This window comes from Pseudomonas arsenicoxydans (genome assembly GCF_900103875.1).
Taxonomy (GTDB): Bacteria; Pseudomonadota; Gammaproteobacteria; order Pseudomonadales; family Pseudomonadaceae; genus Aquipseudomonas; species Aquipseudomonas arsenicoxydans.
This window is the reverse complement of the sequence record NZ_LT629705.1, coordinates 436,131-458,582: the sequence shown is the minus strand read 5'-3', so window position 1 is coordinate 458,582 and position 22,452 is coordinate 436,131. Positions and strand designations below refer to the sequence as shown.

General features: G+C 59.7%; 17 protein-coding genes. 12 read left to right on the top strand and 5 right to left on the bottom strand.

Annotation, left to right across the window (positions count from 1 at the left end):
- Positions 1-25: 25 nt before the first annotated feature.
- The 8 genes from rpsR to BLQ41_RS02025 all read left to right on the top strand — a co-directional run bounded on the left by rpsR (position 26) and on the right by BLQ41_RS02025 (position 12,607).
- Positions 26-256 carry a 30S ribosomal protein S18 gene (gene rpsR / locus BLQ41_RS02060; protein ID WP_002551829.1) on the top strand — a complete coding sequence of 77 codons (231 nt, stop codon included), beginning with the start codon at positions 26-28 and terminating at the stop codon, positions 254-256.
- A 36-nt stretch (positions 257-292) separates the two neighbouring features.
- A complete protein-coding gene (locus BLQ41_RS02055; protein ID WP_090176231.1) occupies positions 293-1,186 on the top strand; it encodes a YybS family protein in 894 nt (297 codons plus the stop codon).
- A 19-nt stretch (positions 1,187-1,205) separates the two neighbouring features.
- Positions 1,206-1,652, top strand: coding sequence for a 50S ribosomal protein L9 (gene rplI / locus BLQ41_RS02050; RefSeq protein WP_033055552.1), 447 nt, complete (start codon positions 1,206-1,208; stop codon positions 1,650-1,652).
- A gap of 133 nt (positions 1,653-1,785) precedes the next feature.
- Complete coding sequence (dnaB, locus tag BLQ41_RS02045) at positions 1,786-3,180, top strand: replicative DNA helicase (protein ID WP_010464182.1); 1,395 nt, start codon at positions 1,786-1,788, stop codon at positions 3,178-3,180.
- Positions 3,181-3,296: 116 nt separating this feature from the next.
- Positions 3,297-5,600, top strand: coding sequence for a YgiQ family radical SAM protein (locus tag BLQ41_RS02040; protein WP_090176228.1), 2,304 nt, complete (start codon positions 3,297-3,299; stop codon positions 5,598-5,600).
- Between the two features lie 266 nt (positions 5,601-5,866).
- Complete coding sequence (locus BLQ41_RS02035) at positions 5,867-9,142, top strand: transglutaminase family protein (protein ID WP_090176224.1); 3,276 nt, start codon at positions 5,867-5,869, stop codon at positions 9,140-9,142.
- A gap of 88 nt (positions 9,143-9,230) precedes the next feature.
- Positions 9,231-11,717, top strand: coding sequence for a circularly permuted type 2 ATP-grasp protein (locus BLQ41_RS02030; protein WP_090176221.1), 2,487 nt, complete (start codon positions 9,231-9,233; stop codon positions 11,715-11,717).
- On the top strand, positions 11,717-12,607 hold the full coding sequence (locus tag BLQ41_RS02025) for a transglutaminase family protein (RefSeq protein WP_090176219.1): 891 nt from the start codon (positions 11,717-11,719) through the stop codon (positions 12,605-12,607). Before BLQ41_RS02030 ends, BLQ41_RS02025 begins: the two co-directional genes overlap by 1 nt.
- 223 nt (positions 12,608-12,830) lie before the next feature.
- On the opposite strand, the gene BLQ41_RS02020 is transcribed toward BLQ41_RS02025, so the two are convergent.
- A complete protein-coding gene (locus tag BLQ41_RS02020) occupies positions 12,831-13,019 on the bottom strand; it encodes a hypothetical protein (RefSeq protein ID WP_007947526.1) in 189 nt (62 codons plus the stop codon).
- 68 nt (positions 13,020-13,087) lie between these two features.
- Positions 13,088-13,675 (bottom strand): LOG family protein, encoded by a 588-nt coding sequence (locus tag BLQ41_RS02015; RefSeq protein ID WP_090176217.1) that lies wholly within the window; start codon positions 13,673-13,675, stop codon positions 13,088-13,090.
- A gap of 343 nt (positions 13,676-14,018) precedes the next feature.
- On the opposite strand from BLQ41_RS02015, the gene azu reads away from it, so the two are divergent.
- On the top strand, positions 14,019-14,465 hold the full coding sequence (gene azu / locus BLQ41_RS02010) for an azurin (RefSeq protein ID WP_090176215.1): 447 nt from the start codon (positions 14,019-14,021) through the stop codon (positions 14,463-14,465).
- A 190-nt stretch (positions 14,466-14,655) separates the two neighbouring features.
- On the opposite strand, the gene nadE is transcribed toward azu, so the two are convergent.
- From nadE to BLQ41_RS01995, 3 genes are all read right to left on the bottom strand, one after another.
- Complete coding sequence (gene nadE, locus BLQ41_RS02005) at positions 14,656-15,483, bottom strand: ammonia-dependent NAD(+) synthetase (protein ID WP_090176212.1); 828 nt, start codon at positions 15,481-15,483, stop codon at positions 14,656-14,658.
- A gap of 4 nt (positions 15,484-15,487) precedes the next feature.
- A complete protein-coding gene (gene pncB / locus BLQ41_RS02000) occupies positions 15,488-16,723 on the bottom strand; it encodes a nicotinate phosphoribosyltransferase (RefSeq protein ID WP_090176211.1) in 1,236 nt (411 codons plus the stop codon).
- Between the two features lie 183 nt (positions 16,724-16,906).
- Positions 16,907-17,815, bottom strand: a complete 909-nt coding sequence (locus BLQ41_RS01995; RefSeq protein ID WP_090176209.1) for a LysR family transcriptional regulator — start codon at positions 17,813-17,815, stop codon at positions 16,907-16,909.
- Between the two features lie 176 nt (positions 17,816-17,991).
- On the opposite strand from BLQ41_RS01995, the gene amaB reads away from it, so the two are divergent.
- From amaB to BLQ41_RS01980, 3 genes are all read left to right on the top strand, one after another.
- Entirely contained in the window at positions 17,992-19,482 is a 1,491-nt protein-coding gene (gene amaB, locus BLQ41_RS01990) for an L-piperidine-6-carboxylate dehydrogenase (RefSeq protein ID WP_090176208.1), read from the top strand.
- Between the two features lie 153 nt (positions 19,483-19,635).
- Positions 19,636-20,919 carry an L-pipecolate oxidase gene (amaA, locus tag BLQ41_RS01985; RefSeq protein WP_090176206.1) on the top strand — a complete coding sequence of 428 codons (1,284 nt, stop codon included), beginning with the start codon at positions 19,636-19,638 and terminating at the stop codon, positions 20,917-20,919.
- Positions 20,920-21,284: 365 nt separating this feature from the next.
- Positions 21,285-22,418 carry an ABC transporter substrate-binding protein gene (locus BLQ41_RS01980; protein ID WP_090176204.1) on the top strand — a complete coding sequence of 378 codons (1,134 nt, stop codon included), beginning with the start codon at positions 21,285-21,287 and terminating at the stop codon, positions 22,416-22,418.
- Positions 22,419-22,452 lie beyond the last annotated feature (34 nt).

The window sequence follows — 22,452 nt, the reverse complement described above, 5'->3', positions numbered from 1 at the left end:
ACGGACCTTTTAAGGAGCCTATCAAATGGCACGTTTCTTCCGTCGTCGTAAATTCTGCCGCTTCACCGCTGAAGACGTGAAAGAGATCGATTACAAAGATCTCAACACTCTGAAAGCTTATGTATCCGAGACCGGCAAAATCGTTCCAAGCCGCATCACCGGTACCAAAGCACGTTATCAGCGTCAGCTGGCCACCGCTATCAAGCGCGCCCGCTTCCTGGCCCTGCTGGCCTACACCGACAGCCACGGCCGCTGAGACCGGGCAGTCGACACGTAGCAAAGGATTGAAAGCATGCGTGCCTTAGCTGAGTTCATCATGCGCGGCCGTATGCAGGCCACTCTCGTAGTGGCCGGATGCGCAACATTGCCGTTGTTGTATTGGTTGGGTGCTGCCGCTGGATGCCTTGTGCTCTTGCGGCGCGGATTGAAGGACGCCATTGGCGTACTTGCTCTGGGACTGCTGCCGGCGTTGGTCTGGTGGCTTTACTCCGACGACCCACGGGCACTTCTGGTGCTGCTGGGGTCTTCGAGCCTTGCGTTGGTTTTGCGCGCAAGCGAGTCCTGGGTCCGCGTGCTGCTGGTCAGCGTAGCAGTGGGAACGGTGTTTTCGGTGGTGCTGGGGGCGGCTTTTGCGCCCCAGATCGAGATGCTGGCGCAGGCCTTGATAAAGGTCATGCCGTCGCTACTCGGTGATGTCTACCAGAAGTTGTCGGTAGACGAGCAAGCGCATTTTGCGTCCCTGATTGCACCGGTCCTGACCGGCCTGATTGCGGCCTTGTTGCAAATCGTCAGTGTGCTGAGCCTGATTGTCGGGCGCTACTGGCAGGCGTTGTTGTACAACCCGGGTGGTTTTGGTCGCGAGTTTCGCGCCATCCGATTCCCGCTGGGACCGGCGATTGCAATGCTGGTGTTGATGCTTCTGGGGCCGAACATCGGTCCACAGATGGCGATGTTGACACCGTTGTGCAGTGTTCCGCTGGTATTCGCCGGGCTGGCCCTGATTCACGGGCTGGTGGCGAAGAAGCGACTGGCCAGGTTCTGGCTGGTGGGGTTGTACGTCACGCTGTTGCTGTTCATGCAGCTGATCTATCCGTTGCTGGTGGTCTTGGCCATCGTCGACAGCCTGATTGATTTTCGCGGTCGTTCGGCGCCGAAAGACGCCGATAGCGCGAACGGTGAAGGTTAAAAGTTAAGAGGATTTTCACATGCAACTGATCCTTCTGGAAAAAGTCACCAACCTGGGCAACCTGGGTGACAAAGTAAACGTCAAGGCTGGTTACGGTCGTAACTACCTGCTGCCTTACGGCAAAGCTACCGCTGCGACCGCTGCCAACCTGGCTGCGTTCGAAGAGCGTCGCGCTGAGCTGGAAAAAGCCGCAGCAGACCGTAAGATCTCGGCTGAAAGCCGTGCCGCCCAACTGGCTGAGCTGGAAGTGACTATCACTGCCACCGCTGGTGACGAAGGCAAGCTGTTCGGTTCGATCGGTACTCACGACATCGCTGATGCACTGACCGCCTCTGGCGTTGAAGTTGCAAAAAGCGAAGTTCGTCTGCCGAACGGCACCATCCGCAACGTAGGCGAATTCGACGTAGCCGTGCACCTGCACGCCGAAGTTGAAGCCACCGTACGCGTTGTCGTGGTAGCAGCTTAAGCAGCACTTGTCGGCTGGCACCCTCGGGTGCTTGCCGGTAACATCGGGCACGATCCTGTTTACAGGTCGTGCCCTTTGTCTTTCTGCAGTTCCTGATTTTCACACCCTGCTTTTCTAATATAACCAAGTGGCCATGAACGATATCTCCGCACCCGAGCAATACGATCTGCAAACCGCTGCCCTGAAGGTACCGCCGCATTCCATCGAGGCCGAACAGGCCGTGCTCGGTGGTCTGATGCTGGACAACAACGCCTGGGAACGCGTGCTGGATCAGGTTTCGGACGGCGATTTCTATCGACATGACCACCGTTTGATCTTCCGCGCGATCGCCAAACTGGCTGATCAGAACTCGCCGATCGACGTCGTGACCCTGGCCGAGCAATTGGACAAGGAAGGTCAGACCTCGCAAGTCGGTGGTCTCGGTTACCTGGGTGAGTTGGCGAAAAACACGCCGTCCGTCGCCAACATCAAGGCCTATGCGCAGATCGTTCGGGCCCGAGCGACGTTGCGGCAATTGATCGGTATCGCCAGCGAGATTGCCGACAGCGCCTTCAACCCTGAAGGCCGAACGGCTGAAGAGATTCTCGATGAAGCCGAACGGCAGATCTTCCAGATCGCCGAGGCACGGCCAAAAACCGGCGGCCCGGTGAGTGTGAATGACCTGCTGACCAAGGCCATCGATCGCATCGACACCTTGTTCAACACCGACAACGCCATTACCGGCCTGTCTACCGGTTACACCGACCTCGACGGAATGACCAGCGGCCTGCAGCCGTCTGACCTGATCATCGTCGCCGGCCGTCCGTCCATGGGTAAAACCACCTTTGCGATGAACCTGGTGGAAAACGCCGTGTTGCGCAGTGACAAGTGCGTCCTGGTTTACTCGCTGGAGATGCCAGGCGAATCGCTGATCATGCGTATGTTGTCGTCGCTTGGACGTATCGACCAGACCAAGGTCCGGGCCGGTCGACTGGACGATGACGATTGGCCGCGCCTGACCTCGGCGGTCAATCTGCTCAACGATCGCAAACTGTTCATCGACGATACGGCGGGTATCAGCCCCTCGGAGATGCGCGCGCGGACCCGGCGTCTGGTGCGTGAGCACGGCGACATCGCCCTGATCATGATCGACTACCTGCAATTGATGCAGATCCCAGGTTCCGGTGGCGATAACCGGACCAACGAGATTTCCGAGATTTCCCGGTCCTTGAAAGCCCTGGCCAAGGAATTCAACTGCCCGGTGGTGGCGCTGTCCCAGCTCAACCGCTCCCTGGAGCAACGACCGAACAAACGCCCGATCAACTCCGACCTCCGGGAATCCGGAGCGATCGAGCAGGATGCTGACGTGATCATGTTCGTTTACCGGGATGAGGTGTACCACCCGGAAACCGAGCACAAGGGCATTGCCGAAATCATCATCGGTAAACAGCGGAACGGCCCGATCGGTACGTCACGGCTGGCGTTCATCGGCAAGTACACCCGTTTCGAAAACCTGGCGCCGGGCAGTTACAACTTCGACGACGAGTAAGCTGTGTAGTGCCCTCGACGAGGGCACCGCTATTTCCGACCATAGCCGTCGGAATTGGTTATTTTTTGTGCTATATTCCGCGCCCGCGATTTTTCATCTCAACACCGGTCATCGTCATGCAAACAGCCAAGCCGTTATTTGACTATCCCAAGTACTGGGCCGAATGTTTCGGTCCCGCGCCATTCCTGCCGATGAGCAGGGAGGAGATGGATCAGCTTGGCTGGGATTCATGCGACATCATCATCGTCACCGGTGATGCGTACGTTGACCATCCGTCGTTCGGCATGGCGATCATTGGCCGGCTGCTGGAGTCGCAAGGCTTTCGCGTCGGGATCATTGCTCAGCCAAACTGGCAGTCCAAAGACGACTTCATGAAGCTCGGCGAGCCGAACCTGTTCTTCGGCGTCGCGGCCGGCAACATGGACTCGATGATCAACCGCTACACCGCCGACAAGAAAATCCGTTCCGACGACGCCTACACCCCCGGTGGCCTGGCGGGCAAACGTCCGGACCGCGCGAGCCTGGTTTACAGCCAGCGCTGCAAGGAAGCCTACAAGAACGTGCCGATCGTGCTCGGTGGCATCGAAGCCTCCCTGCGCCGCATCGCTCACTACGATTACTGGCAGGACCGGGTGCGTAACTCGATCCTGATCGACGCCTGCGCCGACATCCTGCTGTACGGCAACGCCGAACGCGCGATCGTCGAAGTCGCCCAGCGTCTGTCCTACGGTCACAAGATCGAAGACATCACCGACGTGCGCGGCACCGCGTTCATTCGTCGCGATACGCCGCAAGGCTGGTACGAAGTCGACTCCACACGCATCGACCGTCCGGGCAAGATCGACAAGATCATCAACCCGTACGTCAACACCCAGGATACCCAGGCCTGCGCCATCGAGCAGGAAAAGGGACCGGTTGAAGATCCGGAAGAAGCCAAGGTCGTGCAGATTCTGGCAAGCCCTCGGATGACCCGCGACAAGACCGTGATCCGTCTGCCATCGGTAGAAAAGGTTCGCGGCGACGCCGTTCTGTACGCTCACGCCAACCGCGTGCTTCACCTGGAAACCAACCCGGGCAACGCCCGTGCGCTGGTGCAGAAGCACGGCGAAGTCGACGTCTGGTTCAACCCGCCGCCGATTCCGATGACCACCGAAGAAATGGACTACGTGTTCGGCATGCCTTATGCCCGCGTTCCACACCCGGCGTACGGCAAGGAAAAAATCCCGGCCTACGACATGATCCGCTTCTCGGTGAACATCATGCGTGGCTGCTTCGGTGGCTGCACCTTCTGCTCGATCACTGAGCACGAAGGTCGGATCATCCAGAACCGTTCCGAAGAGTCGATCATTCGCGAAATCGAAGAGATCCGCGACAAGGTTCCAGGCTTTACCGGCGTCATTTCCGACCTCGGCGGCCCGACCGCTAACATGTACCGCATCGCCTGCAAGAGCCCGGAAATCGAATCCGCGTGCCGTAAGCCATCGTGCGTGTTCCCGGGGATTTGCCCGAACTTGAACACCGACCACTCGTCGCTGATCCAGCTGTATCGCAGCGCACGTGCGCTGCCGGGTGTGAAGAAGATCCTGATCGCTTCCGGTCTGCGTTACGACCTCGCGGTCGAGTCGCCGGAATACGTCAAGGAGCTGGTGACCCATCACGTGGGTGGTTACCTGAAGATCGCCCCGGAACACACCGAGGAAGGTCCGCTCAACCAGATGATGAAACCGGGCATCGGCAGCTATGACAAGTTCAAGCGCATGTTCGAGAAGTACTCCAAGGAAGCCGGGAAAGAGCAGTACCTGATTCCGTACTTCATCGCTGCCCACCCGGGCACCACCGACGAAGACATGATGAACCTGGCCCTGTGGCTCAAGGGCAACGGCTTCCGTGCCGACCAGGTGCAGGCGTTCTACCCGTCGCCGATGGCCACCGCCACCGCGATGTACCACTCGGGCAAAAACCCGCTGCGCAAGGTGACGTACAAGAGCGATGCGGTGACCATCGTCAAGAGCGAAGAGCAGCGTCGTCTGCACAAGGCGTTCTTGCGGTATCACGATCCGAAAGGCTGGCCGATGCTGCGTGAAGCGTTGACCCGCATGGGCCGCGCCGACCTGATCGGGCCGGGCAAGAATCAGTTGATTCCGTTGCATCAGCCCGCGACCGACAGCTACCAGAGCGCCCGTCGCAAGAACTCGACGCCGGCTGGCAGCCACAAAGTCGCTGGTGAGAAGACCACCAAGATCCTGACCCAGCACACCGGCCTGCCACCACGCGCCAGCGATGGCGGTAACCCGTGGGACAAGCGTGAACAGGCCAAGGCTGCGGCGTTCGCCCGCAACCAGCAGGCGGCCAAGGAACGCAAGGACGCGGCGAAAGGCAAAGGTCCGAAACCTGCCCGCAAGCCGGTCGTACCGCGCTAAACCTCGCTTGAGCTGAACAGAACGCCAACCTTAGGGTTGGCGTTTTGCGTTTCTGCGTTGGGGAAAATCGGGCGTCGGGTCGGAATCTGTGTTGTCTCACAGCCCCTCAGCCGCGACATTTTCGTGCAACTGGGCCAAACCAATTTCCCGCATCGCCCGATTTTGGTGCTGTACTGCCTCAAGCAACGGAAGAAAGCGCCAGCGCCACGGGATGGCATAAGTCTTGCGCGCTTTCCAATACGCTTAAGGCTCGCAGGAGGCACGCCGTGTCGATTCATGTCGCATTGCACCACGTCACGCATTACCGCTACGACCGCGCTGTCGAGCTCGGTCCGCAGATCGTTCGCCTGCGCCCGGCCGCCCACAGCCGCACGCGGATTCTCTCCTATGCGCTGAAAGTCTCGCCCGAGCAGCACTTTATCAACTGGCAGCAGGACCCCCAGGGCAATTACCTGGCGCGATTGGTGTTCCCGGAAAAAACCTCCGAGCTACGGATCGAAGTTGATCTGCTGGCGGAGATGGCGGTGTTCAATCCCTTCGACTTCTTCCTTGAACCCTACGCGGAAAAGATCCCGTTCACCTATGCCGCCGATGAGCGCAAGGAACTGGCGCCTTATCTGGAAACCTTGCCCCTGACGCCGAAGTTCAAGGCCTATCTGGACGGCATCGACCGCACGCCGCTGCCCAGCGTGGATTTCCTCGTGGCGCTCAACCAGCGTTTGAGCGAAGACATCGGCTACCTGATCCGCATGGAGCCGGGCGTGCAGACGCCGGAACACACCCTCGAACATGCCTCTGGCTCGTGTCGCGACTCGGCGTGGTTGCTGGTGCAGCTGCTACGAAATCTCGGCCTCGCGGCTCGATTCGTCTCCGGTTACCTGATCCAGCTGACCGCCGACGTCAAAAGCCTCGACGGCCCCTCTGGCACTGAAGTGGATTTCACCGACCTGCACGCCTGGTGCGAGGTCTATTTGCCCGGTGCCGGCTGGATCGGCCTGGACGCAACCTCAGGGCTGTTTGCCGGGGAAGGACACATTCCGTTGGCGTGCAGTCCCGATCCGGGCTCTGCGGCACCCATCAGCGGCTTGGTGGAACCGTGCGAGTGCGAGTTCACCCACGAAATGTCCGTGGAGCGGATTTGGGAAGCGCCGCGGGTCACAAAACCCTACACCGAAGACCAGTGGCTGGCGATCCAGGCTCTGGGGCGGCAGATCGATGCTGACCTGCTCGAAGGCGATGTGCGCCTGACCATGGGCGGCGAGCCAACCTTCGTGTCCATCGATGACCCGGACGGCGCCGAATGGAACACCGCAGCGCTGGGGCCGGACAAGCGACGCCTGTCTGCCGAGCTGTTCCAGCGCATGCGTAAGCATTACGCGCCCAAAGGCCTGGTGCACTTCGGTCAGGGCAAGTGGTACCCCGGCGAGCAATTGCCGCGCTGGTCGCTGAACTGCTACTGGCGCCGCGATGGCGTGCCGATCTGGCATAACAGTGCCTTGATCGCCGATGAGCAGGAGGACTACGGCGCCGATGGCGAACTGGCCGGGCGTTTTCTGGCGAGTGTCGCCGAACGCCTGAAAATTCCGACTCGCTTCGTGTTTCCAGCCTACGAAGACAACTTCTATTACCTCTGGCGCGAAGGCACTTTACCGCTGAACGTCAGCGCCGAAGACCCACGTCTGGAAGAACCGCTGGAGCGTGCGCGCCTGCGCAAAGTCTTCAGCCAGGGCCTGGACAAAGTCATCGGGCAGGTCTTGCCGCTGGCGCGTACCGCCAAAGGTGATCAGTGGCAAAGCGGTCGCTGGTATCTGCGCGACGAACATTGCCGGCTGGTGCCGGGGGATTCGCCGCTGGGCTATCGCTTGCCACTGGGCTCGCAGCCTTGGGTGAAGGCGGCGGAGTATCCGTTCATCCATCCCGCCGATCCGAACCAGGAATTTGCGCCACTCCCGGACACTATGCAGTTGAACAACCCGGGCGTGCCGGCCGAGGCGGTTGAGCGGGCGCCGAATGTCGATGAATCCGCCGATTGGCTCACCCGCACCGCGTTCTGCGCCGAGGCCCGGGAGGGGCGGTTGTACCTGTTCATGCCGCCTCTGGAACGGGTCGAAGACTATTTGGAGCTGGTCACCGCCATCGAGGCCACGGCTCAGGAACTGCATTGCCCGGTGTTGCTGGAAGGCTATGAACCGCCGAGCGATCCACGCCTGAGCAACTTCCGCATTACCCCCGATCCGGGCGTGATCGAGGTCAACGTGCAGCCGTCCGCCACGTGGGACGAACTGGTCGAACGCACCGAGTTTCTGTACGAAGAGGCGCGCCAGACCCGATTGACCACCGAGAAATTCATGATCGACGGGCGACACACCGGCACCGGCGGCGGTAACCATTTCGTGCTGGGTGGCGCAACGCCGGCGGACTCGCCGTTTCTGCGCCGTCCGGATCTGCTGCGCAGCCTGATCAGCTATTGGCATAACCACCCGTCGCTGTCCTACCTGTTTTCCGGATTGTTCATCGGCCCGACGTCCCAGGCGCCGCGCGTCGATGAAGCGCGCAACGATGCGTTGTACGAGTTGGAAATCGCCTTCGCCCAGATGCCCGAACCGGGCGAGGCGTGTGCGCCGTGGCTGGTCGACCGGTTGCTGCGCAACTTGCTGATCGACGTGACCGGCAACACGCACCGCGCCGAGTTCTGCATCGACAAGCTCTATTCGCCGGATGGCGCGACGGGGCGGCTTGGACTGCTCGAATTGCGCGCATTTGAAATGCCGCCGCATGCGCGCATGAGCCTGGCTCAGCAGTTGTTGCTGCGGGCGCTGGTTGCGCGGTTCTGGCGTGAGCCTTATGCGCCGCCGAAGCTGGCGCGCTGGGGCACTGAACTGCATGACCGGTTCCTGTTGCCACACTTTATCGAGCAGGATTTCGCTGATGTGATTGTCGATCTCAATGCTGCCGGTTATCCCGTGCGTGCTGAGTGGTTTGCGGCGCATCTGGAATTTCGCTTTCCCAAAGTCGGCGATTACGCGGTCAGTGGCATTGAGCTTGAAGTGCGCCAGGCGTTGGAGCCTTGGCATGTGCTGGGCGAGGAGGGCGCGGTCGGCGGTACGGTGCGCTACGTCGATTCGTCTTTGGAGCGCTTGCAGGTCAAGCTCACCGGACTGGCGCCGCAGCGTTACATGCTGACCTGCAATGGCGTCCCGGTGCCTTTGCAGCCTACCGGGCGGGTTGGTGAATTTGTCGCCGGCGTGCGTTTCCGCGCGTGGCAACCGGCCAACTGCCTGCATCCGACCATCCCGGTTCACGCACCGTTGGTGTTCGACCTGCTCGACACCTGGATGCAGCGTTCGCTGGGTGGCTGTCAGTACCACGTCGCCCATCCGGGCGGGCGCAACTACGACAGCCTGCCGGTGAACGCCAATGAGGCCGAAAGCCGGCGGATGGCGCGGTTTTTCCGTATCGGGCACACGCCCGGGAAACTGCCTGTACCGATCCTGGAAATAAACGACGAGTTGCCGATGACGCTCGATTTACGACGTTTCTAAACCGTACGCGACGCCCGGATTTTTCGTCTATCCGGGTGTCATGAGCCTGCGTTAGTCTGACCGTTCTTTGCTGTCTGCCGAGCTTTCCATGCCTGACCTGCTTGACCGCTACCCGCTGACGGCGGGCACTTATCACGAACTGCTCGACGACAGCGGCGCCGTACGCCCGCACTGGCGCCGTCTGTTCGACCAATTGCAACGCAGCACGCCAATGCAATTGGTGCAGCGTCAGGCGCTGTTGACCCGGCAGATCCAGGAAAACGGCGTGACCTACAACGTCTACGCCGACCCCAAGGGCGCTGACCGACCGTGGGAACTTGACCTGCTGCCGCATGTGATTGCCGCTGATGAATGGGCACGGTTATCGGCCGGGATCGCCCAGCGGGCACGCTTGCTCAATGCTGTGCTGGCGGACCTCTATGGTCCGCAACGGTTAATCGCCGAAGGTTTGCTGCCGGCGGAACTGGTATTCGGCCACAACAACTTCCTCTGGCCTTGCCAAGGCATTGCGCCGCCCGACGGCACCTTCCTGCATCTGTACGCCGTGGATCTGGCGCGCACGCCTGATGGCCGCTGGTGGGTCACGGCAGATCGCACTCAAGCGCCATCCGGTGCCGGTTACGCGCTGGAGAACCGCACCATCGTGTCCCGGGCGTTTCCCGAGTTGTATCGCGATTTGAAGGTGCAGCATCTGGCCGGGTTCTTCCGCACGCTTCAGGAAACCCTTGCCCGCCAGGCGCCAAGCGATGATGAGGCGCCGCTGATCGTGCTGCTGACGCCGGGGCGTTTCAACGAAAGCTATTTCGAACATCTCTATTTGGCGCGTCAGCTCGGTTATCCCCTGGTTGAGGGGGGCGACCTCACGGTGCGCGATGCAACGGTCTACCTGAAAACCCTCAGTGGCTTGCGTCGGGTTCACGCGATCATGCGTCGCCTCGACGATGATTTCTGCGATCCGCTGGAGCTGCGCACCGACTCGGCGCTTGGCGTACCGGGCCTGCTTGAAGCCGTGCGACAGGGCCGCGTGCTGGTGGCCAATGCCCTCGGCAGCGGCGTGCTGGAGTCGCCGGGGTTGCTGGGCTTTTTGCCGCGGATCAATCAGTTCCTGTTCGGCGAAGAATTGATCCTGCCGTCCATCGCGACCTGGTGGTGTGGGGAAGCGCCAGTGCTGGCTCAAGCCCTGGAAAAACTGCCCGAGCTTTTGATCAAGCCGGCCTTTCCATCGCAAAGCTTCGCTCCGGTGTTTGGCCGGGATTTGAGTGAAAAACAGCGCCAGGCATTGGCAGAGCGCATGCAAGCGCGGCCTTATGCCTATGTTGCGCAAGAATTGGCACAGTTGTCTCAGGCGCCTATCTGGCAGGCCGAGGACGGTCAGCTGCAACCACGCGCCATCGGCATGCGCATGTATGCGGTGGCCAGCCGCGACGGCTATAGGGTATTACCGGGTGGTTTGACGCGGGTTGCCGCAGAGGCAGACGCCGAAGTGGTGTCGATGCAACGCGGTGGCGCGAGCAAGGACACATGGGTGCTGGGGGATCGTCCGCCGAGCGGCGAACAATGGAAAACCCAGCGCACGATCGGCGTGCATGATCTGGTGCGGCGTGATCCCTATCTGCCGTCGCGGGTGGTGGAAAACCTGTTCTGGTTCGGCCGCTATTGCGAACGTTGCGATGACAGCGCCCGACTGCTGCGGATCATGCTTGCGCGCTATGTCGATGGGGACGACCCGCAGGCGCTGGAGGCGGCGGTCGATCTCGGCGAGCGCCTGAATTTGTTGCCGGACGAAGGCGCGTTGCCTGAGCGGTTGTTGGCCGCGTTGCTCGGCGACGATTGGCCGTTCAGCCTGCGTTCCAACCTGCAACGTTTGCAGTGGGCGGCATCGCAGGTGCGGGGCAAGCTCTCGCGGGAAAACTGGCAGGCGTTGGTGGAGTTGCAGCGTGAGGCCATGGAGCTGGAAACCGAAGAGCCGGATTTCGGCGAGTTGCTGGATTTCCTCAACCGCCTGGTGATGTCCCTCGCGGCATTGTCCGGTTTCGCCCTGGATGACATGACGCGAGACGAAGGTTGGCGCTTTTTGATGATTGGCCGGCGCATCGAGCGACTGCAGTTTCTCAGTGGCAGCCTGGCGGCGTTTCTGCGCGGTGCCGGCGCGTTTGATCAGGCCGGGCTGGAATGGCTGCTGGAGCTGGGCAACAGCAGCATCACTTACCGCTCGCGCTATCTGGCCGTGGCGCAGTTGATTCCGGTGCTCGACCTGTTGCTGCTCGATGAGCAAAACCCTCACGCGGTGTTGTTCCAATTGAAACTGGTGACCCGCACGCTCAAGCGTTTGAACGATGACTTTGGCGCGCCGCGCGAAGCCGGGCTGCCGCAACTGGTCGAACGGTTGGCGCAGTTCGACCTGGGCTGCCTGGAGAATTCGTTGTTCGGTGAAGCCAGCGTTCGCGCCGCCATTGAGGGGCTTGCGGATTTGCTGCAACAGATCGCCGATGCCAGCGGGCAAGTGTCGGATCGCCTGGCGTTGCGCCATTTCGCCCACGTCGATGATGTCAGCCAGCGCACGGTGTCCGTCTGATGAGCGCCCATTACCAGATTTTCCACGACACCCATTATCACTACGACAGCCCGGTATCCCTGGCCCAGCAACTGGCTCACCTGTGGCCGCGGGCCTGTGCCTGGCAACGCTGCACCGAGCGGCAATTGCAGATCAGCCCCGAGCCGACCTCGCGCCGCGATGAGCTGGACGTGTTCGGCAATCCGCTGACCCGGTTGGCATTCGAGAGGCCGCACGATGAGTTGCTGGTCAACGCGAGTCTCACGGTCGAGGTGTTGGCCCGGCCAAAGCTGGATTTCAATCTATCCCCGGCGTGGGAAGAAACCCGTAACGCACTGAGCTATAGCAGCCAGCCACTTTCGCCTGAGTTGCTGGAAGCGTGTCGTTACCGGTTCGAATCGCCTTACGTGCATTTGAAACGCAACTTTGTCGAATTCTCGGAAAGTTGTTTCCCTTCGGGGCGACCGCTGTTGTTAGGCGTCCAGGCATTGATGGAAAAAATCTTCAGCGAATTCACCTTCGACGCCGAAGCCACTCAAGTGGCGACACCGCTGGTGGAAGTGTTGGAGCGCCGACGCGGGGTGTGCCAGGACTTCGCTCACCTGATGCTCGCGTGTGTGCGCTCCCGTGGGTTGGCGGCGCGTTACATCAGCGGCTACCTGCTGACCCAGCCACCGCCGGGCCAGCCACGACTGATTGGCGCTGACGCATCGCATGCCTGGGTTTCGGTGTTTTGCCCGGTGCTGGGCTGGGTTGATTTCGATCCGACCAACAACGTGCAGCCGGCACTGGAGCACATCACCCTGGCCTGGGGACGGGATTTTTCCGATGTTTCGCCATTGCGTGGGGTGATTCTGGGCGGCGGGAATCATGACCCAGAAGTCCGCGTCACCGTGATGCCACTGGATTAACGCAGATCCCCTGTAGGGGTGAGCCTGCTCGCGATAGCGGTGTATCAGAAAAACAAATGCTGAATGTGCCACCGCTATCGCGAGCAGGCTCGCTCCCACAGAGGTTTGTGCAAGTCAGTTCGGGATGGGGTATTTCAGAAGGGACTGTGAGGGTCAGCAAAGTGACTGCTGACCCTGGACACAGATCCGGTGGGCCTGATCAGATCATCGGGCCCTGAGGGTCTCAGGCGTCGGGCGCCTGATCTTTCGGTGCTTCAGTTTCGTCTGTAGCCACTTCGCCTTCGGCATCCGGGTTCAGTGCTGCTGCTTCTTCTTCAGCTGTAGCTTTCTTGCGCTGAAGCTTTTCCTCTTTCTTCTGCTCCTTGGCCAAGTCTCTCTGACGTTTGGCGAAGGAATAATTAGGTTTAGCCATGGGCGATCCTCTGGGGTCGAAGGTGAGGTTGAGCGGCGCATATTCTGCCCTGTATCGGCACCGAGCCGTTAGCTGGGTTTTTGCTCGGCCCATTTTGGCGGTACCGAGGGTTGCCAGGCATCCAGTGCGTCGAGCAGGGTTTGCGGCGATTCGCTCACTTGCAGCATGTCACGGTGTGCTTCGCGAACGAAGCCTTCGCCGACGATATGATCAAGAAAACCGGTCAATTTGCTGTAGAAACCGTTCACTTCCAGCAGGCCGAGCGGTTTGCCGTGGTAACCGAGTTGGCCCCAGGTCCAGACTTCGAACAGTTCTTCCAGGGTGCCGAGGCCGCCGGGCAGGGCGATGAACGCGTCGCTGAGCTCGGCCATCCGCGCCTTGCGCGCATGCATGCCGTCGACCACTTCAAGGCGGGTCAGGCCGCTGTGGCCGATTTCCTTGTCCTTGAGACTTTGCGGAATGATGCCGATGACTTCACCGCCGGCTGCCAGCGCAGCATCGGCGACGATCCCCATCAGCCCGACGGCGCCGCCGCCATAGACCAAGGTCAGCTTGCGCGCGGCCAATGCCTGCCCGAGGGCGACAGCCGCTTCACGATAAGCCGGGTTGGTGCCGGTGCTGGCACCGCAAAATACACAAACGGACGCTAAAGACATGCCTTACTCCATGGTCAGGATGGTCACAGAGTAAAGGCAGGCAAGCAGCGTTCCAAGGGCTAAACTTCGCGTTCAGGTGTTTCAAAGGTGCCGCTGGCGCCACAGGCATAGGCGGCGAGCAAACTGCACAAAAAGCTGTTGATGGACATGACAGGCGCTCCGGGTGAGTGATGACGACCTGATGATAGGGCCGACCTAGACGTCTGGCTGGTAGATTGTTTCGATAGGTGTCATAGCCCGAAAGTTGTATACAATTTTTGATTCAGGTCATAGGAACTTGCGAAGTTTTCAGGCAGTCTTCTGTCCATTCGCACTTCTGTTAACCCTGCCTTGGAGATTCACCATGTTTGCCAAACTTGTTGCGGTATCCCTGCTGACACTGGCCAGCAGTCAATTGATGGCTGCTGAATGCAAGGTCACTGTCGACTCGACTGATCAGATGTCCTATGACACCAAGGAAATCAGCATCGACAAGAGTTGCAAGACGTTCACCGTGGACCTGAAGCACTCCGGCAGCCTGCCGAAAAACGTCATGGGCCATAACTGGGTGCTGAGTAAAACAGCTGATATGCAACCGATTGCTACCGACGGATTGTCAGCCGGTATCGACAAGAACTACTTGAAAGAAGGTGATGCGCGCATCATCGCCCACACCAAAGTCATTGGTGCCGGCGAGACGGATTCGGTGACCTTTGACGTATCGAAACTGGCCGCAGGGGAAAGCTACGGTTTCTTCTGCTCGTTCCCAGGCCACATCTCGATGATGAAAGGCACTGTCACCCTGAAGTAATCGAATCAAGCTCATAAAAAAAGCGTCCCCTCGGGACGCTTTTTTTATGGCTGGCTCATCCCTGTAGGAGCTGTCGAGTGAAACGAGGCTGCGATCTTTTGATCTTGTTTTTTTTTAAAGATCAAGATCAAAAGATCGCAGCCTCGTTTCACTCGACAGCTCCTACACCGGTCCTACACGAGCTTGGCGTTTACGGTGCGAACGGCATCACTCGTTTGTGATGAGTCTTCTTGTACGTGTCACAAATGATCTTGAACGCTTCCTCACGCACTGGCTGTCCGTGCAAGAACGCATCGATCTCGGCGTAGGTCACGCCATGGGACGCTTCATCCGGCTTGCCTGGCGACAAATCTTCAAGATCGGCCGTCGGGACTTTTTCCACCAGCGACTCCGGGGCGCCGAATTGGCGGGCGATGGCACGGACCTGGTTTTTCACCAGTCCACTGAGCGGCGCGAGGTCGCAGGCGCCGTCACCGAATTTGGTGAAGAACCCCATCACGGCTTCTGCTGCGTGGTCGGTGCCAATGACCAGTCCATGGGCCGCACCGGCGATGGTGTACTGAGCGACCATACGCATCCGCGCCTTGGTGTTGCCCAGCACGAAGTCCACGGAGACGGCGTGTTTGCCTTCAAATGCCGCGACTTCGTTGGCCAGGGATTTGACCGCCGGGCCAATGTTCACCGTGTGACGTTCGTCCGGGGCGATGAAGTCCACCGAAGCCTGAGCGTCGTGTTCATCGAACTGAGTCTCGTACGGCAAGCGTACGGCGATGAATTTGTAGCTCTTGTCACCGGTTTTCTCGCGTAATTCGCGCATGGCGCGCTGGGCCAGCAGGCCGGCGGTCAGCGAATCGACACCGCCGCTGATGCCCAGCACCAGTGTCTTGAGCCCGGAACTGACCAGGCAATCCTGAATGAAGCTGATCCGCCGGGCGACTTCCGCCTCGAGGGCGGCATGGTTGGCGAACGGCGGTTGAACCTTGAGCTGCTCAGCAATCTCACGCTGTACGGCTTGCATGAATTCACTCCTTGCTAGATGGGCTGGATGCGCTGGAAGGGGCGGCAGGTACTTGGAAAACATGTCGCAAGTAGGCGACGAAATTCGGGTCCTTGCAGTGAGTCTTGCCCGGTTCATCGGAAATCTTGGCCACGGGCTGATCGTTGCAGGCGGCCATTTTAAGCACGATGCTCATCGGTTCAACACCCGGAATGTCACACGTCAGGTTAGTCCCGATACCAAAGCTGACATTGATCCGACCACGCAGCGCGCGAAATATTTCCAGCGACTTTTGCAGCGTCAGACTGTCGGAGAACGTCAGGGTCTTGCTCATCGGGTCTATGCCGAGCTTTTGATAGTGGGCGATCGCCTTTTCTGCCCAGATCACCGGATCCCCAGAGTCATGGCGCAGGCCGTCGAAGAGCTTGGCAAAGAACAGGTCGAAGTCGTTGAGGAAGGCATCCATGGTGATGCAGTCGGTCAGGGCAATCCCCAACAGGCCGCGGTACTCGCGCACCCAGCAATCGAGGGCGGCGATCTGGCTGTCGATCAGCCGTGGCCCGAGTTGCTGGTGGGCCATGATCCACTCGTGGGCCATCGTGCCCAGCGGCTTCATGTCCAGCTCTCGTGCCAGGTGCACGTTGCTGGTGCCAACGAAACGCCCGGGGAAGTCGTGCTTGAGCACGTTCACCACTTCTTCCTGCACACGGAACGAAAAGCGCCGACGTGTGCCGAAATCGGCGACCTGAAGTTCGGATAATTCGTCACTGCTGGCGTTGGCAGTCAGCCAGTCGAACTTGCGATAAAGCTGCTCGCGCACCTGTTCCATCGTCACTTGCGGGTAGCGATAGCGGTTGCGCACTTCGCTGACTATCGCCAGCAGCGGCACTTCGAACAGGATCACATGCAACCACGGCCCGCGTAGACGGATGAACAGCTCGCCGTTTTCAATGCCGGTGTGGACGTAGCGCAGGTTGAAGCGAAACAGCCCGAGAAAGCGCAAAAAATCCGGTTTCATGAAGCTGATTCGCTCCATGAAACTCAATTGATCGGCGCTCAGGCTCAACTCGGCCAGACGTTCGATCTGGAACCGGATCTCTGCCAGGTAGGGACGCAAATCCTCACTGTTACGGCAACGGAACTCCCATTCGACGTCTACGTTCGGGTAGTTGTGCAGCACGGCCTGCATCATCGTCAGTTTGTAGAAGTCGGTGTCGAGCAGGTTCTGCACGATGCGATCGCCAAACACGCTCTCGCTCATAACGGGGGTTCTCCACATGGAATAGGGGTAGTGGCGCATATCGGCGATGGGTAATGCCAGCGATTTCTGCGTTGATCCTGTAGGAGCTGTCGAGTGAAACGAGGCTGCGATCTTTTGATCTTGTTTTGAATAATCAAAGTCAAAAGATCGCAGCCTCGTTTCACTGACAGCTCCTACAGCGGCTCAATCATTGGCTGTAGGACTGTCTATCTGCTCCAGCATCCACTTCACAAAGTCCCGAACCTTGGGCACTTCCGCCGAATGCTCCGGATACGCCAGGTAATAGGCGTCCGTGCTGGGCATTGCGTGCTGCCAAGGTATGACCAGTTTGCCGTCGGCCAATTCCTCTTCCACCAGAAACCTCGGCAACAGAGCCACGCCGCAGCCGACTTGCGCGGCGCGGATGCACATGTAAAAGGTTTCGAAGCGCGGGCCGTGGTAGCTGTGTTCGGTGTGGTAGCCCTGACTGTCGAACCAGTCGTGCCAGGCCTGGGGTCGAGAGGCGTTTTGCAGCAGGACCAGGTCGGTGAGCTGCGTGGGATCGGTGAACGGAGTGTCCGGCATGCTGCCCGGTGCGCAGACCGGCACCAGTTCTTCGCCGAAGAGCTTCAGGCATTCGGTGCCGGGGCGTGAGCCCTGGCCGAAGTAGAACGCGAGGTCGCTGCGACCTTGCAGCAAGTCGTCGGCTTCCTGTTCGCTGCACAGGTCCAGATGGATCGAGGGATGGCGCAGGCGCCAGCCTTTCAAGCGCGGCACCAGCCAGCGCGCGCCGAAGGTCGGCGGCGTCGAGACGCGCAAGACTTCGGTTTCGCCGCCGTAGGAACGCAGGTAGTGGGTCGACATCTCGACCTGGGTGAGGATTTTTCGCACTTCCACCAGGTACAAATCACCGGCGGGCGTCATTTGCAGGCGTCGACGGACCCGGCGGAACAGCAGGTGCTGCAGCAGCTCTTCAAGTTGCGCCACCTGCTTGCTGACAGCGCTTTGGGTCAGGTTCAGCTCTTCGGCGGCCCGGGTGAAGCTCAAATGCCGGGTGACGGCCTCGAAACACTGGAGGGCAGTGATCGACGGCAGGTAGCGTTTATTCAGCATGGACGGTCCTTTTTCTTGTTTCTTTTACTACCAGCAAATTCAAAGCATGAATAAACGGAATGATATCTCTCTTAAAGGTCGTTTGTTGGGTAACCTCGGGCGAGCTAAAACTACAAGTCTGATCAGTCGTGAAATTACGGCTGCACGTTTTCTGTTTTTTGCTTGAGGAGTGACCCATGGTTGCCGCATTGCTTGATCGTCTTGGTGTGAACCCGGCCCTGTACCAGAACGGCAAAGTGCCGGTGCATTCGCCGATCGATGGCAGCCAGATCGCCGCCGTGAACTGGGAAGGCGCTGCCGAAGTGGAGCAGCACATCAGTCGTGCAGATCATGCGTTCGAATTGTGGCGCAAGGTCCCGGCCCCGCGCCGTGGCGAACTGGTGCGTCAACTGGGCGATATCCTGCGTGAATACAAGGCCGACCTCGGCGAGCTAGTGTCCTGGGAAGCCGGCAAGATCACTCAGGAAGGCCTGGGCGAAGTTCAGGAAATGATCGACATCTGCGACTTCGCAGTCGGTCTGTCCCGTCAGTTGTACGGTTTGACCATCGCCTCCGAGCGTCCTGGCCACCACATGCGCGAAACCTGGCACCCGCTGGGCGTCGTCGGTGTGATCAGCGCCTTCAACTTCCCGGTCGCCGTCTGGGCCTGGAACACCACGCTGGCGCTGGTGTGCGGCAACCCGGTGATCTGGAAACCGTCCGAGAAAACTCCGCTGACCGCGCTGGCCTGCCAGGCATTGTTCGACCGCGTACTGAAGAATTTCAGCGACGCTCCGCCACACTTGAGCCAAGTGGTCATTGGTGGTCGCGATGCCGGCGAAGCCTTGGTCGATGATCCGCGTGTCGCGTTGATCAGCGCCACCGGCAGCACCCGCATGGGCCGTGAAGTGGCGCCGAAAATCGCCGCACGTTTCGCCCGCAGCATCCTCGAGCTGGGTGGCAACAACGCAATGATCCTCGGCCCAAGCGCGGATCTGGACATGGCCGTTCGTGCCATTCTGTTCAGCGCCGTCGGCACCGCCGGTCAACGCTGCACCACGCTGCGTCGCCTGATCGCTCACGAATCGGTGAAGGAAGAAATCGTCACCCGCCTGAAAGCCGCGTACTCCAAAGTACGCATCGGCCATCCGCTGGAAGGCAATCTGATCGGCCCACTGATCGACAAAAACAGTTTCGAAAACATGCAGGACGCGCTGGAACAGGCCTTGAGCGAAGGCGGCCGGGTGTTCGGCGGCAAACGCCAACTGGAAGATAAATTCCCGAACGCTTACTACGTCGCGCCGGCCATCGTTGAAATGCCGGAACAGAGCGACGTGGTCTGCCACGAAACGTTCGCACCGATTCTGTACGTGATCGGCTACAAGGATTTCGACGAAGCCCTGCGCCTGAACAACGCCGTGCCGCAAGGCCTGTCCTCGTGCATCTTCACCACTGACGTGCGTGAAGCCGAGCAGTTCATGTCGGCGGTCGGCAGCGACTGCGGCATCGCCAACGTCAACATCGGCCCGAGCGGCGCGGAAATCGGTGGCGCATTTGGTGGCGAGAAAGAAACCGGCGGTGGTCGTGAGTCGGGCTCCGATGCATGGCGCGGCTACATGCGCCGCCAGACCAACACCGTGAACTACTCGCTGGAGTTGCCGTTGGCTCAGGGCATTACCTTCGACTAAACCTCGAATGAAGCAGTGATCCCTGTGGGAGCGAGCTTGCTCGCGATAGCGGTTTGTCAGTCACATGGATGCTGAATGTGCCGACGCTATCGCGAGCAGGCTCGCTCCCACACTTGAATGGTGTGTTGGTTAGGTTTCTGTTGGAGTCTGGCAATGCCGTTACGCGAAGAGTGTCTGTGGGAAAAACTGACGCCGCAAAGGCCTGACAATGCGGCGCTCAAAGGCGAAGTTAAAGTCGATGTCTGCGTCATCGGCGCCGGTTTCACCGGTCTGTCGGCGGCGGTGCATCTGCTGGAACAAGGCAAGACAGTGTGTGTGCTGGAAGCCCATCGCGCCGGTCATGGCGGTTCGGGGCGCAATGTCGGGCTGGTCAACGCCGGCATGTGGATTCCACCGGACGAGATCGAAGCCGGCTTCGGCGAAGCGGTCGGCAGTCAGCTCAACCGCATGCTGGGGGCGGCGCCCTCCCTGGTGTTCAGCCTGGTCGACAAATACAACATCGATTGCCAGTTACGCCGTGAAGGCACGCTGCACATGGCGCATAACGCCCGTGGCGAAGCCGATCTGCGCAGTCGTGAACAACAATGGAAACGTCGTGGCGCCCCGGTCGAATTGCTGACCGGGCAAGCCTGTGAGCAAGCGACGGGGACCAAAAAGATTGCTGCGGCGCTGCTTGATCGGCGTGCGGGCACGATTAACCCGATGGCCTATACGACTGGACTGGCCAAAGCGGCCATCAGTCTCGGCGGTCAGCTGTTCGATCATTCTGCGGTCACCCGGCTCGAACGTCAGGGCCAGCGCTGGTCGGTGCAAACCGCTCAGGGTTCGGTGCTCGCCGAGCAAGTGGTCATCGCTTCCAACGCCTACACCGAGGGCGACTGGACCGAACTTCGACGTAATTTCTTCCCCGGTTATTACTACCAAGTGGCCTCTGTCCCGCTGACCGAAGAGGCGGCACAGCAGATTTTGCCCGGCGGCCAGGGTTCCTGGGACACTCGGCAGGTCCTCAGCAGTATCCGTCGCGATAAGGACGGGCGATTGCTGCTGGGTAGCCTGGGCAATGGCAATCAGAAACCGACCTGGTTTCTCAAGGCCTGGGCCGACCGGGTTCAGCAGCACTACTTTCCGTACCTCAAACCTGTGGAGTGGGAGTGCACGTGGACCGGTTGCATTGCGTTTACCCCTGACCACTTGATGCGTTTGTTCGAGCCGGCGCCCGGTTTAGTGGCAGTCACTGGCTATAACGGCCGGGGTGTGACGACGGGGACGGTGGTCGGCAAGGCATTTGCCGACTATCTGTGTAACGGAAATCCGCAGGCGCTACCGATTCCCTTCGCTCCCATGCAGCCGTTGGCGGGGGTGGGGTTGCGCAGCTGTTTGTACGAGGCCGGGTTTTCGCTGTATCACGCAGGCCAGTGCTTGCGGATCGTTATTTGATTGTTGAAATTTGTTGCTTGAAGCGGCGCTTTTTCGCGCAGCGACTAGCCTGTAAAAGGTGCGGGTTGTAGCAGTACCGCACCAGCAGTGTGCACTTCGGTGACGCACGTTGTTACAGGCTGGTTGCACGTCGTTTGGCGCCGCGGTTGCAATGATGGCGCGCGCGGGTTGCGCCGTTAAAAATAAAAGGTTTCACCTTCCGCGGTTTAGACGGTTGCACGCCCAATGAAAATGGGATCGAAACAGTCGAAAAAACAATAAAGCAGCGACTTTTCTCAGAATAAAAAACCGATGGCACGGCCCTTGCTCTGAGCATTCAGTGAAGTCGCAGTGCCAACTAAAAAAAAACCTTGGAGCACCACCTCATGTCCCAGACGTTTTACAAGAAAGGCTTTCTGGCCCTCGCAGTGGCAACTGCTTTGGGTGTTTCTGCGTTTGCACAGGCTGATGTGAAAATCGGTGTGGCGGGTCCGATGACAGGTGCCAACGCGGCATTTGGCGAGCAGTACATGAAGGGTGCACAGGCTGCAGCCGACGCAGTGAACGCGGCGGGCGGCGTCAACGGGGAAAAAATCGTACTGGTGAAGGGCGATGACGCCTGCGAACCGAAACAGGCTGTGACGGTCGCCAAGGACCTGACCAACCAGAAAGTCGCCGGCGTGGTCGGTCACTTCTGCTCCTCGTCGACCATCCCGGCCTCCGAGATCTACGACGAAGCGGGCATCATCGCAATCACCCCAGGCTCTACCAACCCACAAGTGACCGAACGCGGCCTGAGCGCCATGTTCCGTATGTGCGGGCGTGACGACCAGCAAGGCATCGTCGCCGGCGACTACATCGTCGACGTGCTCAAGGGCAAGAAAGTTGCCGTACTGCACGACAAGGACACCTACGGCCAAGGCCTGGCAGACGCCACCAAGGCTCAACTGGTCAAGCGCGGCGTGACGCCGGTGCTGTATGAAGGCCTGACCCGTGGCGAGAAAGACTTCAGCGCCGTGGTCACCAAGATCCGTGCGGCCGGTGCCGACGTGGTCTACTTCGGCGGCTTGCACCCAGAAGCCGGTCCACTGGTTAAACAGCTGCGTACCGAAGGCCTCAAGGACGTGAAATTCATGTCCGACGACGGCATCGTGACCGATGAACTGGTGACCACTGCTGGCGGCCCGCAATACGTCGACGGCGTACTGATGACCTTCGGCGCCGACCCTCGCCTGCTGCCAGACAGCAAGACAGTGGTGGACGAGTTCCGCAAAAAAGGCACCGAGCCTGAAGGCTACACCCTGTATGCCTACGCTTCGGTCCAGACCCTCGCTGCAGCTTTCAATGGTGCCAAATCCAACAAGGGTGAAGACGCTGCCAAATGGCTGAAAGCACACCCGGTCAAAACCGTGATGGGCGAGAAGACCTGGGACAGCAAGGGCGACCTGAAAGTCTCCGACTACGTGGTTTACCAGTGGGACAAGGACGGCAAATACCACCAGCTGGAAAAACAGAAGTGATATGAGCTGATTGCCCGGCGCCTGGTGCGCCGGG

Bases quoted from the DNA above. Each gene is read 5' to 3' on its own strand.
- nadE (WP_090176212.1), bottom strand. From the start codon at position 15,483: ATGCAAGCCGTACAGCGTGAGATTGCTGAGCAGCTCAAGGTTCAACCG.
- BLQ41_RS02020 (WP_007947526.1), bottom strand. From the start codon at position 13,019: ATGGCTAAACCTAATTATTCCTTCGCCAAACGTCAGAGAGACTTGGCC.
- amaB (WP_090176208.1), top strand. From the start codon at position 17,992: ATGGTTGCCGCATTGCTTGATCGTCTTGGTGTGAACCCGGCCCTGTAC.
- BLQ41_RS02015 (WP_090176217.1), bottom strand. From the start codon at position 13,675: ATGTCTTTAGCGTCCGTTTGTGTATTTTGCGGTGCCAGCACCGGCACC.
- BLQ41_RS02030 (WP_090176221.1), top strand. From the start codon at position 9,231: ATGCCTGACCTGCTTGACCGCTACCCGCTGACGGCGGGCACTTATCAC.
- pncB (WP_090176211.1), bottom strand. From the start codon at position 16,723: ATGAGCGAGAGCGTGTTTGGCGATCGCATCGTGCAGAACCTGCTCGAC.
- azu (WP_090176215.1), top strand. From the start codon at position 14,019: ATGTTTGCCAAACTTGTTGCGGTATCCCTGCTGACACTGGCCAGCAGT.
- BLQ41_RS02040 (WP_090176228.1), top strand. From the start codon at position 3,297: ATGCAAACAGCCAAGCCGTTATTTGACTATCCCAAGTACTGGGCCGAA.
- rpsR (WP_002551829.1), top strand. From the start codon at position 26: ATGGCACGTTTCTTCCGTCGTCGTAAATTCTGCCGCTTCACCGCTGAA.
- BLQ41_RS02055 (WP_090176231.1), top strand. From the start codon at position 293: ATGCGTGCCTTAGCTGAGTTCATCATGCGCGGCCGTATGCAGGCCACT.
- BLQ41_RS02025 (WP_090176219.1), top strand. From the start codon at position 11,717: ATGAGCGCCCATTACCAGATTTTCCACGACACCCATTATCACTACGAC.
- dnaB (WP_010464182.1), top strand. From the start codon at position 1,786: ATGAACGATATCTCCGCACCCGAGCAATACGATCTGCAAACCGCTGCC.
- rplI (WP_033055552.1), top strand. From the start codon at position 1,206: ATGCAACTGATCCTTCTGGAAAAAGTCACCAACCTGGGCAACCTGGGT.
- BLQ41_RS01980 (WP_090176204.1), top strand. From the start codon at position 21,285: ATGTCCCAGACGTTTTACAAGAAAGGCTTTCTGGCCCTCGCAGTGGCA.
- BLQ41_RS01995 (WP_090176209.1), bottom strand. From the start codon at position 17,815: ATGCTGAATAAACGCTACCTGCCGTCGATCACTGCCCTCCAGTGTTTC.
- amaA (WP_090176206.1), top strand. From the start codon at position 19,636: ATGCCGTTACGCGAAGAGTGTCTGTGGGAAAAACTGACGCCGCAAAGG.